The sequence below is a fragment of the Xenorhabdus sp. KK7.4 genome (assembly GCF_963876465.1).
In the GTDB taxonomy this organism is placed as follows: Bacteria; Pseudomonadota; Gammaproteobacteria; order Enterobacterales; family Enterobacteriaceae; genus Xenorhabdus; species Xenorhabdus stockiae.
Window position 1 is genome coordinate 16,071 of record NZ_CAWNQF010000064.1, and the last position, 15,964, is coordinate 32,034.

At 43.0% G+C, this 15,964-nt stretch carries 16 protein-coding genes; 3 read left to right on the forward strand and 13 right to left on the reverse strand.

The features are described 5' to 3' along the window. Positions 1-69: 69 nt before the first annotated feature. Together ispA and xseB are read right to left on the reverse strand one after the other, a co-directional pair. Positions 70-987 (reverse strand): (2E,6E)-farnesyl diphosphate synthase, encoded by a 918-nt coding sequence (gene ispA / locus AACS90_RS06550; RefSeq protein ID WP_099122265.1) that lies wholly within the window; start codon positions 985-987, stop codon positions 70-72. A gap of 4 nt (positions 988-991) precedes the next feature. Further along, complete coding sequence (gene xseB / locus AACS90_RS06555) at positions 992-1,249, reverse strand: exodeoxyribonuclease VII small subunit (RefSeq protein WP_086955388.1); 258 nt, start codon at positions 1,247-1,249, stop codon at positions 992-994. A 248-nt stretch (positions 1,250-1,497) separates the two neighbouring features. On the opposite strand from xseB, the gene thiI reads away from it, so the two are divergent. After that, the gene (gene thiI / locus AACS90_RS06560) at positions 1,498-2,946 is read left to right on the forward strand and encodes a tRNA uracil 4-sulfurtransferase ThiI (protein ID WP_099122206.1); all 1,449 of its coding nucleotides are present in this window, start codon (positions 1,498-1,500) and stop codon (positions 2,944-2,946) included. Between the two features lie 80 nt (positions 2,947-3,026). Here the strand turns inward: thiI and yajL are convergent, their stop codons facing one another. Together yajL and panE are read right to left on the reverse strand one after the other, a co-directional pair. Continuing rightward, complete coding sequence (gene yajL, locus AACS90_RS06565; RefSeq protein WP_099122207.1) at positions 3,027-3,623, reverse strand: protein deglycase YajL; 597 nt, start codon at positions 3,621-3,623, stop codon at positions 3,027-3,029. After that, entirely contained in the window at positions 3,586-4,497 is a 912-nt protein-coding gene (panE, locus tag AACS90_RS06570) for a 2-dehydropantoate 2-reductase (protein ID WP_099122208.1), read from the reverse strand. Before panE ends, yajL begins: the two co-directional genes overlap by 38 nt. A 182-nt stretch (positions 4,498-4,679) precedes the next feature. On the opposite strand from panE, the gene AACS90_RS06575 reads away from it, so the two are divergent. Beyond that, positions 4,680-5,171 (forward strand): YajQ family cyclic di-GMP-binding protein, encoded by a 492-nt coding sequence (locus AACS90_RS06575; RefSeq protein WP_099111550.1) that lies wholly within the window; start codon positions 4,680-4,682, stop codon positions 5,169-5,171. A gap of 118 nt (positions 5,172-5,289) precedes the next feature. Here the strand turns inward: AACS90_RS06575 and AACS90_RS06580 are convergent, their stop codons facing one another. The 9 genes from AACS90_RS06580 to AACS90_RS06620 all read right to left on the reverse strand — a co-directional run bounded on the left by AACS90_RS06580 (position 5,290) and on the right by AACS90_RS06620 (position 15,118). Beyond that, the gene (locus tag AACS90_RS06580; RefSeq protein WP_099122209.1) at positions 5,290-6,657 is read right to left on the reverse strand and encodes an MFS transporter; all 1,368 of its coding nucleotides are present in this window, start codon (positions 6,655-6,657) and stop codon (positions 5,290-5,292) included. Positions 6,658-6,770: 113 nt separating this feature from the next. Then, on the reverse strand, positions 6,771-7,655 hold the full coding sequence (gene cyoE, locus AACS90_RS06585; RefSeq protein ID WP_099122210.1) for a heme o synthase: 885 nt from the start codon (positions 7,653-7,655) through the stop codon (positions 6,771-6,773). Positions 7,656-7,667: 12 nt separating this feature from the next. Further along, a complete protein-coding gene (locus AACS90_RS06590) occupies positions 7,668-8,000 on the reverse strand; it encodes a cytochrome o ubiquinol oxidase subunit IV (RefSeq protein ID WP_086955395.1) in 333 nt (110 codons plus the stop codon). Then, positions 8,000-8,611 (reverse strand): cytochrome o ubiquinol oxidase subunit III, encoded by a 612-nt coding sequence (locus AACS90_RS06595; protein WP_099111553.1) that lies wholly within the window; start codon positions 8,609-8,611, stop codon positions 8,000-8,002. The genes AACS90_RS06590 and AACS90_RS06595 overlap by 1 nt, the downstream gene beginning before the upstream one ends. Then, the gene (gene cyoB, locus AACS90_RS06600) at positions 8,611-10,593 is read right to left on the reverse strand and encodes a cytochrome o ubiquinol oxidase subunit I (protein ID WP_099111554.1); all 1,983 of its coding nucleotides are present in this window, start codon (positions 10,591-10,593) and stop codon (positions 8,611-8,613) included. Before cyoB ends, AACS90_RS06595 begins: the two co-directional genes overlap by 1 nt. Before the next feature lie 4 nt (positions 10,594-10,597). Then, entirely contained in the window at positions 10,598-11,575 is a 978-nt protein-coding gene (gene cyoA / locus AACS90_RS06605; RefSeq protein ID WP_099111555.1) for a cytochrome o ubiquinol oxidase subunit II, read from the reverse strand. A gap of 350 nt (positions 11,576-11,925) precedes the next feature. Further along, entirely contained in the window at positions 11,926-12,687 is a 762-nt protein-coding gene (locus AACS90_RS06610; RefSeq protein ID WP_099122211.1) for a nucleoside-specific channel-forming Tsx family protein, read from the reverse strand. Between the two features lie 236 nt (positions 12,688-12,923). Continuing rightward, positions 12,924-14,450 carry a muropeptide MFS transporter AmpG gene (gene ampG, locus AACS90_RS06615; RefSeq protein ID WP_099122212.1) on the reverse strand — a complete coding sequence of 509 codons (1,527 nt, stop codon included), beginning with the start codon at positions 14,448-14,450 and terminating at the stop codon, positions 12,924-12,926. An 80-nt stretch (positions 14,451-14,530) separates the two neighbouring features. Continuing rightward, the gene (locus AACS90_RS06620; RefSeq protein WP_099122266.1) at positions 14,531-15,118 is read right to left on the reverse strand and encodes a lipoprotein; all 588 of its coding nucleotides are present in this window, start codon (positions 15,116-15,118) and stop codon (positions 14,531-14,533) included. 244 nt (positions 15,119-15,362) lie between these two features. Here AACS90_RS06620 and bolA point away from each other — a divergent pair, with 244 nt between their 5' ends. Next, complete coding sequence (gene bolA / locus AACS90_RS06625; RefSeq protein ID WP_099122213.1) at positions 15,363-15,680, forward strand: transcriptional regulator BolA; 318 nt, start codon at positions 15,363-15,365, stop codon at positions 15,678-15,680. Positions 15,681-15,964 lie beyond the last annotated feature (284 nt).

Genomic DNA, 15,964 nt, shown 5'->3' on the forward strand with positions numbered 1-15,964 from the left:
AGGCCATATTTTATTTTGAATTTATTTAACTGATAGCTCATCAATTAGCGGTTGTCATGGCCTGAGTTTTTAGCTGTTTCTCTCAATGATGAAGCCCGCCAGCTGTTTTAGAGTCACAGTATTATAGAATTGTTTTTCCAGTTCTGTGAGAGCGGTAATAGCATCTTCATGCAGATCTTTGGCTTTTTTCTGAGCCTGCTCTAATCCCAGTAAGGCGGGATAGGTACTTTTACCAAGCTGTTGATCGTTCCCCTGACGTTTTCCGATAATTTCTGTATTGCCAATGACATCCAGAATATCATCATGAACCTGAAACGCGAGGCCGATAGCTTGGGCATACTGATCGAGTAAAGGTAATACTTCCCGGCCACGTGCACCAGCGCCATATGCGCCAAGCCTGACTGCACAACGAATTAGCGCACCCGTCTTGTGTTGGTGAATTTTTTCCAGAGCAGCCAGATCAATTTGTTTTCCTTCAGCTTGCAAATCCAGTGACTGCCCGCCGCACATACCAGCAATACCACTGGATATTGCTAATTCAGCAACCATCTCAAGGCGATCAGATAGTGCGATATTTGGCATGTCGTGTTTTGCCAGGATCTCAAATGCTAACGACTGCAAAGCATCTCCGGCCAGAATGGCATGATTTTCACCAAATTTTATATGGCAGGTAGGCTGACCTCGGCGTAAATCATCGTTGTCCATTGCGGGTAAATCGTCGTGGATCAGAGAGTAGGCGTGAATGCACTCTATCGCGAGGGCTGGCGCATCAAGGCTCTCTTTGGGCAGTCCAAGCATTTCACCTACTGAGTAAACCAGAAATGGCCGCAGCCGTTTTCCACCCAATACAGCACCGTGCTGCATAGCAGTTGCTAATGGGCTGCCTAAAAAGGGGAGCGAAGAAAATGTTGCCATCAACTTCTCATTGATATGTTGCTGGCAATTGCTTAATTGCTCTTCAAAAGGAGCCTTACATTGTTCAGACATAAAGTTACTCAGCATCAGGCGAAAATTCATCAAGCGGTGATTGTGCATCATTACTTAATAGAATTTGTACTCGTTGTTCCGCTTGTTGGAGGGTTTTTTGCCCTTGTCTTGCAAGTTGAATTCCGCGTTCAAATTCATTTAATGCATCCTCTAAAGGAAGCTCCCCTGATTCCAGCCGAATGACGATTTCTTCCAGCTCTTTCAGGGATGTTTCAAAAGTCGGTGCCTGCTCGGTTGCTGATGTTCGGTTTGCCTTAGACATAATGATTTAATAGTATGATTATTTAACGAGTTACAGTGAAATAAATCCGTTACAGAATTGCAGAGTACCCTACTACACTGAAAGAAATAAATCATTCGTTACTACTGTTTTTTTACAGACAAACTGTTTTTTTACAGGAGATATAGTGAGATAGTGTTATACTCTGCGCCCTATCCAACTGACTATTTAAGAACCATCATTGATCCTGCTTGTGATAGTTCAATACTGAATGACTACTATATCTTACTATGAAGTTTATCATTAAATTATTCCCAGAAATTACGATCAAGAGCCAGAGTGTCCGCTTACGTTTTATTAAAATCCTTGCCAGCAATATCCGTAATGTACTGAAAACATTCGGAGAGGGAACTGCTGTTGTTCGCCATTGGGATAATATAGAAGTTCGAACTAAAAATGATAACCTCGGCGCAGAAATTTGTGATGCACTTACACGTATTCCGGGTATTCACCATATCCTGCAAGTAGAAGAGAGAGAGTTTCGTGACTTGCATCATATCTTTGAACAAACCTACGAAACATATGGGCATTTATTGCACGGAAAAACGTTTTGTGTCCGTGTAAAACGCCGGGGTAAACACAGTTTTACTTCCAATGAAGCTGAACGATATATTGGTGGCGGCCTGAATCAGCATATTGAATCTGCCAAAGTGAAGCTGACCCATCCAGATGTGACAGTTAATCTGGAAATTAATCAGGATACACTGGTTCTGGTTAAAGCTCGCCACCCGGGGATTGGCGGATTTCCAATCGGAACACAGGAAGACGTTCTTTCACTGATTTCAGGCGGCTTTGATTCCGGTGTTTCCAGCTATATGCTGATGCGCCGTGGCTGCCGTGTCCACTACTGCTTCTTTAATCTTGGTGGCTCTGCCCATGAAATTGGTGTGAAACAGGTCGCTCACTATCTGTGGAACCGATTTGGCAGTTCCCACAAAGTCCGTTTTGTTGCGGTCGATTTTGAACCGGTTGTCGCAGAAATCCTGGAAAAAGTGGATGACGGTCAAATGGGGGTTGTGCTTAAGAGAATGATGGTCAGAGCCGCCTCCAAAATTGCGGAGCGCTATGGTGTTCAGGCAATTGTGACAGGAGAAGCGCTGGGGCAGGTCTCCAGTCAGACGCTGACTAACCTGAGACTGATTGATAATGCTTCAGATACCCTGATCCTTCGCCCTCTGATTTCCCATGATAAAGAGCACATCATTAAGCTGGCTCGCGAGATAGGCACAGAAGATTTTGCCCGTACTATGCCTGAGTTCTGTGGCGTGATCTCTAAAAGCCCGACAGTGAAAGCAGTCAAAGCCAAAATTGAAGCAGAAGAAGATAAGTTTAATTTCGATATTCTGGATCATGTGGTAAGTGAAGCTCAGAATCTTGATATCCGTCAGATAGCTGAGCAGGCTGGTGAGCAGGTTGTAGAAGTAGAAATGGTGACTGAATTTTCTTCTGATGATGTCTTACTGGATATCCGCTCACCGGATGAACAGGATGACCGTCCTCTGAAAATGGACGGCATCGATATCCATTCACTGCCTTTCTATAAGCTGAGTACCCAGTTTGGCGATTTGCCAAAAGAGAAAAACTACCTGCTGTATTGTGAGCGTGGAGTAATGAGCCGTTTACAGGCGCTTTACCTGCGTGAACAGGGTTTCCAGAATGTGAAGGTTTATCGCCCTTAATCTGAAAACAGATAAGCTGCTGGCATTATATATTGTTTCCAGCAGCTTATTATTAACAGAATAATTTATTAATAGAACAATTACTGTAGATTTTGGTAATTGTTGATACCCGGTGGCAAAACTAACTGAGCAGCAACTTCTGCGGCAGTATCTTTCCCTTTCAAAAGCTCAATCAGTTTTAAAGCGAAGTCAAAAGCAGTCGCAGGCCCCTGACTGGTGAGTAGATTGACCCTTTCATCAAAATAGACCCGCCGATCTATCCATTTTTCTGGCGCGATTTTATCTTTCATGCTGGGGTATCCCGTCATATTACCAACTGGAAAAAGTTGGTGATGTTCCAGGACAATAGCTGGTGATGCACAAATTGCAGCGATGATTTTTCCCTGACTTTGTGCCGTGCGAATTTTTTCCACGACTAGCAGGCTATCACGAAAACATTCCGCTCCTTTTATGCCGCCCGGCAGGATAATGGCATCAAAATCTTCGTCAACAACTTCTACCAGAGGGACATCTGCAACAACCTTAACACCACGTGAGCAGGTTAATATCAGTGCACCATCTGTTGCTGTACTGGCGACGGTGACGCTAATACCGGCTCTGACCAGTAAATCAATAGTTGTGACAGCTTCGGTTTCTTCACTACCGTGAGCGAGACAAATGAGAGCTGAGGCGTTCATATTCCTCCTCCTGTCGTTTGATATAACGATAAATTTGTGCGTTTTCTGTCAGTATCAGCCCATGTACACGGGCCCGAGTTAGTAGAAAACCAGTAATGTAGTCTATTTCCGTACGTCGCTGTGAACGGATATCCTGCCGCATAGATGATGAGTTTTCTGATGTCCGCGTGATGATGTCCATAATGTAATCTATCAGTGTCTGCCTGGAGATCTGAATACCATCATGTTTCATCACTTGATGAACCTCATCACATAAAGCATGGACTTTAGCAATATGATTTAGTAACCCGCCATTTTTGCAATCGTAAAGTACGGTGAGTGGATTGATAATGCAGTTCGCAGCAAGTTTTAGCCAGCTGATAGCATAAATATCGTTGCTCCAGATTACCTCTGGCAGAGCATCGTTCAGAATATTTGCTAATACACTGAATTTATTCGCATCAGGTATTGTAGAACCAATTTGGGTTATTCCCGGTGATTTATGATAAACAATTCCATTCTCCTGATAGGCTCCATGAGTTGTTACTCCGGATAAAATAGGGTTAGGCAGAGGTAAAAGTTCTTCCTGCGTTCCCATTCCGTTATGTAGTAGCAGTATCGGGCAATCGGGGGAAAGTTTGGGGGAGAGATTATTAATAGCATCGGGAACCTGCCAGGCTTTCAGACAAACAAGCAGTAGCTCGCTTTCAGCAAGATGCTTTTCATTATTGGCAAGGACTTGCTGTTCAAATGTTCTATTTTGTAATGTATTAATACGAACAGCTAACGAAGGTTGTGGGACTTTTAGCCATGCCTGAACATGATGCTGTTGTTCAGACAAGGCGGCAAGCCATAATTTTCCTATGGCACCACAACCCAGAACAGTTATTTTCATTGTTCTTCCTTGAGAGATACTTTCAGCGGAAACGTTAAAATTATGCAAGTCTTGCATAAATCTCAAATTACCTAAGGTCGCGGAAATCAGAAAGATCACTTAGCCTGAGAAGTATAGATCTTTTGCCAATAATGGAAAGCGGTTATCATGCCGGATTATTGATTAGCAGGAGGTGACTGGTAATGCCATCATTTGATATTGTTTCAGAAGTTGATATGCAGGAAGTGCGCAATGCAGTAGAAAATGCGCAGAGAGAATTAACCAATCGCTGGGATTTCCGCAATGTCAATGCGAGTTTTGAATTAAACGAGAAGAACGAATCCGTTAAGATCGCGAGCGAATCTGACTTTCAGGTTAACCAACTTATCGATATTCTGCGTGAAAAATTTGCCAAACGAGGAATTGATGGCTCGGTGCTGAATGTTCCTGAAAATATGGTTCATAGTGGTAAAACCTACAGTGTGGAAGCAACCATGCTACAGGGTATTGATACTCCGCTAGCGAAGAAAATCGTTAAGCTGATTAAAGACAGTAAGCTGAAAGTTCAGGCCCAAATTCAGGGTGAACAAGTACGAGTTACTGGTAAAGCCCGTGATGATCTGCAAAGTGTGATTACATTAGTTCGCGGTGCAGAGTTGGGTCAGCCTTTTCAGTTTACTAACTTCAGAGATTAACCGTAATATAAGCGGATTGTTCTTTTTGGATTGAGCCAAATATTTAAGGGAAGCCCGTAATTATTTATTACTGTCGCTTCCCTTAATTCTGTACAGATATCGGCTACCCTGAACTTTATTATGAATGGGCAATTACAATCTGTTCTAATTGTTCACGGTTAGTCTGCTTAGTATCTACCTTTATATATGCGCTGAGTTCCTCTGGCACAATCACGATATCTTTCACACCCACCTGAGATCGTATTTCCTTTTCCAGAGCTTCAGGATCACTTAATTGAGCAGGCAAAACTAGCCTGATGCTACTGACATAAGGTGGCTGACGCATGGTAAGACTGAGAATAAACCAGAATAGAGTAAGAATAATCCCAGCCATAAAGACTAAGGATGCACCTTGTATTTCGTATAGCATACCGCCAAGACTTCCGCCCAACGCCACGCCGATAAACTGGCTGGTGGAATAAATTCCCATCGCTGTACCTTTATACCCTGCCGGCGCTTCTTTACTGATTAATGAAGGTAAAATGGCTTCCATGATATTAAACGCAAGGAAGAAAATCTGAATACCGGCAAATATTCCCCAAAGATGTGAGCCTAAAGACCATAATATAAACTCAGCGATAAACAATATGCCGATGCAAAGCAGGAAAACCTGTTTCATTCGGCGTTTTGTTTCTGCATAAATAATGAATGGTAAAACAGCAACGAAGGAAATAAGAGTAGTAATTAAATAAACTTTCCAGTGTTGCTGGGGAGGAAAACCGACTTTTTCCATAATAAGGGGTAGGGCAACAAAACTCGACATCAATAATGTATGCAGGCTAAGTATACCAAAATTGAGTTTTAGTAGCTGGGGATCAGAAAGTACACGTCGGAAGCTGCCACGAACAATACCGGATTCCCGATTTAATAAGTGCTTATGTGTCGATGGTACTGCGAATAATGTTATTAAGATACCGCAACTGGCAAGGATTGCTATCGTACCAAATAAACCATTTAATCCAATCTGGTGAGTAACAATAGGACCGACGACAATGGCAAAGGCAAATGTGATACCAAAACTGATCCCAATAAATGCCATAGCTTTTGTGCGATTTTGCTCACGGGTCAGATCCGATAGTAATGCCATAATCGCCGCAGAAATTGCTCCTGTACCCTGCAAAGCTCTTCCGACAATAACACCCCAGATGGAGTCACTAAAGGCGGCAATAATACTGCCTAAGACAAAAATAAGCAGTCCAATGATAATTAAAGGTTTTCTGCCAATTTTATCTGAAAGTAGCCCGAATGGGATTTGAAATATAGCCTGTGTTAAACCGTAGATGCCAATTGCAATGCCGATTAAAGCTTCGGAGGCGCCCCGTAACTCTAAACCGTAAGTTGTCAGGACTGGTAACACCATGAACATGCCTAACATGCGTAGAGAAAAAACGGAACCTAAACCCCATGTTGCTCTGAGTTCAAGGGGAGTCATTTTATTATCGTTCATGGGTACCTCATACCTTCAAAAATTCGATATGACATTTTAGCTAGACAGGAGTAAAGCAATGTTTGCAAGAGAAAAGGAAAGAAAAATGGCAGGTTTTCCCTGCCATTTGAATACTACCGGATGTAAGTTAGCGCTATTTCTGGAGATGCCGCAGAATCCACAGACATCATAATACTCAAAGACATGATGGCGACAATAGAGAATATAAATAACTTACGAGCCCAAGCTCGATCATTTGTGGTTTTATAACCTGATAAAGCCATCCCCAGCCACCAGATACTTACTACTGCAGCAACGATGAGGTATTTATAACCTGCATAGCCACTGATTGTCAGCATCAGCGTAGCAACCATAAATGCCAGAATATAGAGGGTAATGTGGTTTTTTGCCACAGAGATACCCTTAATAACAGGCAAAACTGGAATATTGGCGGCCTGGTAATCTTTGAACCGAAAAATAGCAATGGCGTAAGAGTGGGGCATTTGCCATAAGCTGAAAATCAGCAATAGAATCAATGCTCCCATGTCAAACTGCCCTGTTACGGCACAATAACCAATAACAGGAGGTGCTGCACCTGACAAGCTACCTACCAGCGTGCCATAAATAGACTTCCTTTTCATGTAGAGGCTATAAACCCCTACATAAATGACAAACCCGATGAGAGCTAACTGCATTGCTAAGGCATTGGCTGCTACATAGAGCAGCACCATGCCAGCAATACCTAACACTGAGGCGTAAATCAGGCTGATTTTCGGATTGATAAGCCCTTTAACAAGGACCCTTTCTTTTGTTCTTTCCATGATCCTGTCAATATCGCGGTCAATATAGTTGTTAAATACACAACCTGACGCTACTACCAACGATACTCCGACCATTGTTGCAAAGAACAAGGGGTAATCTATTACGCCCTTGGAAGCGAGTAGAAAACCACCAATCACAGAAATTAGATTTCCGAAAATAATTCCTGGTTTGGTCACTTGTAGGTATTGCTTAATCATTCAAATCAACTCTTAATCAACCATCATATTGATATTCAGGTTGTACATAATCCACAGTGAGCCAACGACAACGATGGCAATAACCAACAATGTGAATATTAAAGCAACAAGGTTCCAGCGTTCTTCAGATGATGTATTCATATGCAGGAAGCAGATGAAATGTACAAAAATCTGAATAACAGCCATGACAACCACGGTGACGAGGATTGTACTGTGTGAAGCAGTACCATCCATTACCATCCAGAATGGGATCACGGTCAATATGACTGACAGGATAAAGCCAATCATATAAGTTTTGAAGCTACCGTGGCTGGCGCCGGTATGAGAAGTATTTGGATGACTCATCACATAGCTCCCATCAGATAAACGACAGTAAATACACAGATCCAGACAACGTCAAGGAAGTGCCAGAACAGGCTCAGGCAGTTCAGGCGAGTCTGGTTCACGTCAGTCAGACCACGGCGTGCAACCTGAACCATCAGAACAATAATCCAGATCAGACCAAAGGTAACGTGCAGACCGTGAGTCGCAACCAGTGCGAAGAAGGATGACAGGAATGCACTGCGGTCAGGACCAAAACCTTCTGAGATAAGTTTATGGAATTCGTAAACTTCCATTGAAACGAAGCCCAGACCCAACAGGAAGGTAACGAACAGCCACAGGTTTACCTGACCAGCTTTACCTTTGTTCATGCCCAGCATGGCGAAACCGTAAGTGATACTACTGAACAACAGCAGGAAGGTTTCTACCAGCACAAATGGCAGTTCAAAAATTTCTTTACCTGACGGGCCGCCCGCTGTGCCGTTAGCAAGTACAACATAAGTTGCAAACAGGCTTGCAAACAGAACCAAGTCACTCATCAGGTAGATCCAGAAACCAAATACTTTGTTGGCTCCTGTATCGTGGTGCCCATGAGCGTCATGGGCGGCTGTGTTATTAAGGGTTTGAGTCGACATTATTTCGCACCTGCCTTTCTCAGTTCTTCGTAACGCTGATCTTCAATTTTTTCGACTTCAGCTACAGGAACGTAGTAATCAACATCTTCGTCAAAGCTTTTCACGATGCAGCTGATGACAATACCTGCGAAACTTGCAATAGCCATCCACCAGATATGCCAGATAAACGCAAAGCCCAGCACCAGACAGAATGCACTGATAATCACGCCAGCACCTGTGTTTTTAGGCATATGAATTTCTTCATATTTAGCAGGGCGCTTATATTCAGTACCTTTTTCTTTCATATCCCACCACGCATCACGAGTCTGGATGTGTGGAACTTCCGCAAAGTTATAGAACGGAGGTGGAGATGAAGTTGACCATTCCAGAGTACGGGCACCCCATGGGTCACCAGTCAGATCACGGTTCTGTTCACGATCACGGATACTGACGTAGAACTGGATAACCTGACACAGAATACCAAGAGCAATCAGGACAACACCACCTGCTGCAACAACCAGCAAAGGATGGAATTCTGGGTTGATATCCTGGCTCAGACGACGGGTCATACCCATGAAGCCCAGCGCATACAGAGGCATAAAGGCAACGAAGAAGCCAGTGATCCAGAACCAGAATGCACGCACGCCCCATTTTTCATTCAGGGTGAAACCGAATGCTTTCGGGAACCAGTAAGTAGTACCCGCGAAACAACCGAATACAACACCACCGATGATAACGTTATGGAAGTGCGCAATCAGGAACAGACTGTTATGCAGTACGAAGTTTGCACCCGGAACAGCTAACAGAACACCGGTCATACCACCAATTGAGAAGGTGACCAGGAAGCCAACAGTCCACAGCATCGGGGTTTTGAATTCGATGCGACCACGGTACATAGTGAACAGCCAGTTGAAGATCTTAACCCCGGTCGGGATAGAGATAATCATCGTGGCAATACCGAAGAAGGCGTTAACGTTCGCGCCGGAACCCATGGTAAAGAAGTGGTGCAACCATACGATGAACGACAGAATGGTAATAACAATTGTCGCCCATACCAGAGAGGTATAACCAAACAGACGTTTTTTCGAGAAGGTTGCCGTAACTTCAGAGAAGATACCAAAGACAGGCAGAACCAGAATATAAACTTCAGGATGACCCCATGCCCAGATCAGGTTGATGTACATCATCATGTTGCCGCCCATATCGTTGGTAAAGAAATGGGTGCCCAGATAACGATCCAGGGTTAACAGTGCGATTGTCACTGTCAGAATAGGGAATGCTGCAATAATCAGTACGTTGGTACACAGTGAAGCCCAAGTGAAAACAGGCAGTTTCATCATGGACATACCTGGCGCACGCATACGCAGGATGGTCACGAAGAAGTTAACACCTGTCAGCAACGTACCTACACCGGAGAGCTGAAGACTCCATATCCAGTAATCAACACCAACTCCCGGGTTGTATTCCAGACCGGATAGAGGTGGGTAGGCCAGCCAGCCAGTTTGTGCGAATTCGCCGACCCCCAGAGAGAGGTTGATCAGAACGACACCCACAACAAACAACCAGAAGCTCAGGGAGTTCAGGAATGGGAATGCGACGTCACGTGCCCCGATTTGTAGAGGAACCACGATATTCATCAGACCAACAACGAAAGGCATCGCCATGAAGAAAATCATGATTACGCCGTGCGCGGTAAAGATTTGATCATAATGGTGCGGGGGCAGGAAACCTGCTTCACCAGCGGAAGCCAGGGCTTGCTGTCCACGCATCATGATGGCGTCAGCAAAACCACGCAGCATCATTACCATGGCAACAACGATATACATGACACCGATTTTTTTATGGTCGACACTTGTCAACCATTCGCTCCAGAGCCATTTCCATTTGCCGAAATAAGTTATGGAACCAACTACTGCCAGTCCCCCGAGAAGGATCCCCAATAAAGTAACCACAATAATGGGTTCATGTAATGGGATCGCATCAAGTGTTAATTTTCCCCACATGTCTTTATTCCTCAACACCTGCATGAGCCGGTTGACTCATATTCATATTATGACCCGCAGCTTCACCATGTTCTGCTTTGTCATGGCCTGTTTTGCCGTGAGACATACCAAACATACCACCATGACCCATATCACCCATAAACTTGGCGATAGTTTCCTGGAACAGTTTTGGTTTCACGCTTGAGAAGTATTCAACTGGGTTGTTCTGGCTAGGTTTTGCCAATGCATTGAATGCCTGCACTGTGTCCAGAGTTTTAGGTGACGCTTTAACTTTTTGTACCCACTCTTCAAAACCAGCACGATCTTCAGTTGCAGTTGCGGTGAATTTCATGCCAGAGAAGCCATGTCCACTGTAACTGGCTGAGAAGCCATCGTATTTGCCTGCTGAGTTAGCAATCAAGTGCAGTTTTGTCTGCATACCTGCCATTGCATAAATCTGACCGCCTAACTGTGGAATGAAGAAAGAGTTCATCACAGAGTCAGAGGTGATTTTGAAGTTAATTGGCACATCTTTAGGGAATACAATTTCATTTACGGTTGCAATACCCTGCTCCGGATAGATAAACAGCCATTTCCAGTCGAGGGAAATAACTTCAATCGTTACCGGCTTCACATCACTGTCCAGTGGCTTATATGGATCGAGCTCATGAGTCGTTTTCCATGTAATCGTGGCCAATACGATGATAATCAGGATAGGCACGGTCCAGACAACAAGCTCAATTTTATTTGAGTGTGCCCAGTTTGGACGATAGGTTGCAGATTTGTTGGCTTCCCGGTAACGTAAAGCAAAGACGATTGCCATTACGATAGCCGGGATAACAACGATCAGCATCAGGCCAAACGCTGTCAGTATCAGCGTTTTTTGCTCAACGCCGATCGCCCCTTTGGGATTCATCAATACCATATCACAACCACTTAGCATTAAAGTGGCTGCGAGTAGTGACGATAACCCAATAGTTTTTTTGTATTTCATAAGTCTCATTAGAGCGACCCCAGATAACAAAAGCTTTATTGTCGTTTCATCAGTGCGGGCATTCTACGGTAAGGTTACCGGAGTGTAAACAATTGTAATAGAAGCAGGATGGCTTGTAGGCTTTTTATGCTAGAGGGATCACATGCAATATGAGATTTAACAAAAAGTTAACTTCGGGTGGTTATTGTATCCAATAAATCAAAATAGGCAATATTTTTTATATAACCATCTATTTTTAAATAAAGTTTTCTTAATGAAAATTACAGGTAACGTTTTTAAACAGACAATGTTTCAGTAAATAAATCATGACTTTTAATCTTGGTGAACAGTTTTGAACTGTTCACCAGTTAAACTAATTATTAGAAGTTATATTTTACACTGTAAACAATACCATCCTGAAGGAAATCTTCCCCTAATTTATTGTCAGCATAACGGTATTGAATTCCGGCAGTAAAAGAAGGGAGTGGATTCCACCATAACCCTACTGCGCCGTTGACTCCGTCAGGGCCACCGTTGCCGTAACGCTTATTGCGGTTTAATTCAATTTCATTCCAGTTTGTGACGCTGAATTTTTGTTCCCACAGGTTGAAATCGTATCCGGCAACCCAGCCTACAACATAACCGTTGTTTCCTGAGTAGAATTTGTTGTCGGTATAATTTAAAGCGACGAACGGTTTGAACCACAGACCTGCGAAGGTTGTATTATAACCTAATCCATAGAGTGTATTGACTTCATGGAAGTTTCCGCCATTTCCGGGAAGAGAGTAGCTTCCGTAAACATGTCCGTAAAGATTAAAACCTGTTTCTCCCAGATAATAACGGCCTGTTGTTTTGAAGGCGTATCGTAGGTTATCACCGGGTTGTGCAGTCTTGCTGTTAAATGGATTCTCTAAATCAAAGAAACCATATAGCTCTCCCCAGCTGAAGCCTGCTCCACCTTCTAGTTCCATATAAGCGAAATCATCTTTGTGAGAAGACTGCCCGGTTTTGTGTGTTGTGTGTTTGCTCCAGTCAAGGTAGTTCATGCTGACATTGGCAAACCCCCACTGGTAATCCGCGCTGGCTGAAGCAGAAACCAAGGCGGCAGCAACTGCTGTGAGTGTCAAAATATGTCTTTTCATAAATTCCCTTTATATGGCTTTAGATAAATAAAGATATTTTGGATAGTTCGAAACAAAATAAATGTGAACGTGAGAATAATAATATTTATTAGTACAAATATAAATGTTCCCCCTCTAGAAAAGATGTTTCTTGGGTCACATAATTTTAATTTTTTACTATTATTGTGATAATAATCACTAAATAAGAGCAACAAAAGACTGAACTTTGTCAGCCTTTTGTTGTAGTGGTGAGAATTTTAAGCAAATTTGCTTTTTTTCAATGCGATGTAGTCCAGAATACCACCTAGCAGTAATCCTATGACACCAATGACAACGCTCCAGGACAACATAGGGTATATAAAGTCACTTATGTTATTAAAAATATCGATATATTGTGGAGAGATGAAAAGCACCAAAGTGACAATATGTGTTATTACAAACAACAGGCTATTTATAATCAGCCAGGCAACAAAAATAAGTGCAGCCAGAGTCATCGTCAGGAAGGCCAGCCGATAATAGCGGCTGAATAGTGTCCGGGGAATAAAACTATCCGTTTTTTGGGTATAAGCTAGTGTACTACGACAAACCAGCAGTAGAGCCAGGCCCGGAAATCCAATCACAATGGAAAACAGATAAAACATTGGCCAGCCATGAGCTTCAGCAAACCAGCCTGCAACCGGGCCAACATACACTCGTCCTACCGCAGATAAAGCTGAAAGAAGAGCAAATTGTGTCGCTGAAAAAGACTTATTGCAAAGTGTCATGAGTAGGGCAACAAATGCTGCTGTGCCCATACCACCACAGATATTTTCCAGAAATATAGCGCCCCCCATGACATAAATATCTTTGGGGGTGACGGCAAGTATCCAATAACCGAAATTCGAAATGGTTTGCAGGATCCCGAAGATCATCAATGCACGGAACAGACTCCACTTTTGCATTAAATAACCACCATATAGTGCTCCTATAATGGTAGCGGCCAGCCCAAGGGTTTTATTGATCATACCAACTTCGGCTGGATTAAAACCAACTCCTCGGATAAGAAAAGGGGTGCTGAGGGAGAGGGCGAAAGCATCAGCCAATTTATACATAACAATTAGTAGAAGAATAAGCCAGGCATTATTTCGACTAAAAAAATCAAATAAAGGTTCTACGACGGCTTGATGTAACGTTTTTGGTGGTGCTGTATCTATTTGGGGTTCTTTAGCCGTAAGAGTAGCATAAACACCAATCAGCATCAGACCGGCCATAAGCCAGTACATACTATTCCAGCCAATATAAGTTGTTACCCATAGGGCTAAACCGCCGGAAACCAGCATTGCCAACCTGTAGCCCAATACAGAAATCGCAGCTCCGGCACCGCGCTCTTCCTGTTGAAGCAGGTCGGTTTTATAGGCATCGAAAATAATATCCTGAGAAGCAGAAAAGAAGGCGACAGCAACTGCTAATGCGGCTAACCACCATAAATGTTGTGAGGGATTCAGAAATCCCATCCCTGCTATGCTGATAATAAGAAAAAGCTGGGTAACAAGCATCCACCCACGTCGCCGTCCCAGAAATGAAGGAGAATAGCGATCCATGGCAGGTGCCCAGAGAAATTTAAAGACGTAGGCCTGACCAACTAAAGTGAAAAAGCCGATAGTTTTAATATCAACATCTTCCACTGTCATCCATGCCTGTAATGTTCCTGCTGTAAGAGCAAGAGGAAGGCCTGATGCGAAACCCAGTAAAAGAAGAATGCGATAGTTACGTATTGCTGATAAGTTAAGAGCATGATTTGCCATAAGCCCCTCCAATACTTTCTGCCTATAGTCTACCGAAAGTCACTTCAATAGAATCAGGCAGAAAGCATATTCATATTCTGTTAGCGAACGTTTTGTTTGATGAAGGTGCTGATTGACGAATCTTGGGCCATATCTGCGATAACATCCGATAATACAGTATTAACAGCATCAGCAATTTTTGCGTTAGTTGCACTTAATGGAGCCTGAACATTATAGCTGGTGCGATAGTTCTTGATTTGTTTACTGCCATCTTGAGCATAAACAATCACTGAAATTTCTGCTTTTGCTGAAATATCGTGACGTAAACTGCCTTCTTTAACATTGGCATAAAGCTGATTGACAACAACTTGCAAGTTGGCATTAGCCGGAGAGCCAATCATATAACCACGAGCGACCATTTGCTTTTCCAGTGCTTCTTGCAGTAAAAAGCGTAAATCGCGTGAAGGTAGCAGCGTGACTAATTTTGCATCCCGGTTTACTTGAGCCAGGGCTTGAGATTGCCGCTGGTCGACCCCACTAATACTGATTGTGATAGCTTTCATCGTCGGGTCTGCTGATGGCAGGGCGATTTTAGGCTGAATAGCGAGTGTATTGCTGGGAGTTGCACAGCCAGTCAGATTGGCTAAAAAGAGCAGTGCGGTAAGTGGAATAAGTATTTTCTTTAGCATGTAAATGGTCTCATTCTGGATACGGATACCCGGTATAGTAATACAGGTAGTACAAACCGTTGCAATCATAACACTGCGATAGGTAGTGGCATATCCCTAATGCTTACTAATTGAAAGATATAGGGAAATAAACAAAATGTATTTGGTTTAAGATAATTAGATGTTTGAATCCTATAAATCGCGGGAAATAAACTAAAATCAATATATGGTTGATTAATAACCTTTGGTGACTAAGGAGAATGAGATGGTTCGTCAGGAAATAGAAACAAAGTTACGGGCGGCATTTAAGCCTTCTCATCTGGAAGTTATTGATGAAAGTTATCGTCATAATGTACCAGCAGGTTCTGAAAGCCATTTTAAAATCATTGTAATCAGTAATGCATTTATTGATCAGAGGATGCTTAACCGTCATCGCTCAGTATACAGCACCCTGGTTAATGAAATGGCTGGAGGAGTACATGCCCTGGCACTTCACACATATACAGAAAAAGAGTGGATGGAATTGGAAGATACTGTTCTGAACTCGCCAGCATGCCGGGGAGGAACGGCGACGACTTCATGATTTTACAGAGTAGAGAGCTTGTACTTACTTTTTAATTAATTTGGTTTTCACGTTAAACTACAGCCTTCGGGCTGTATTTTTGTTTATACCCGTCATTTTAAGTTATAGCGTTGCTGGTTATGTATGCCCACCCGGTTACATCATGCATTATGTAATCAAGGAAATTCTCTTGCCATCGCGCTCTATCTTGAAGTTTATAGGGATATTCATATCGAATAACCAATGACATGATGTGGTTATTGAGCAATGCTTATCACATAAGTCAACGAATATTGCACGCTTTT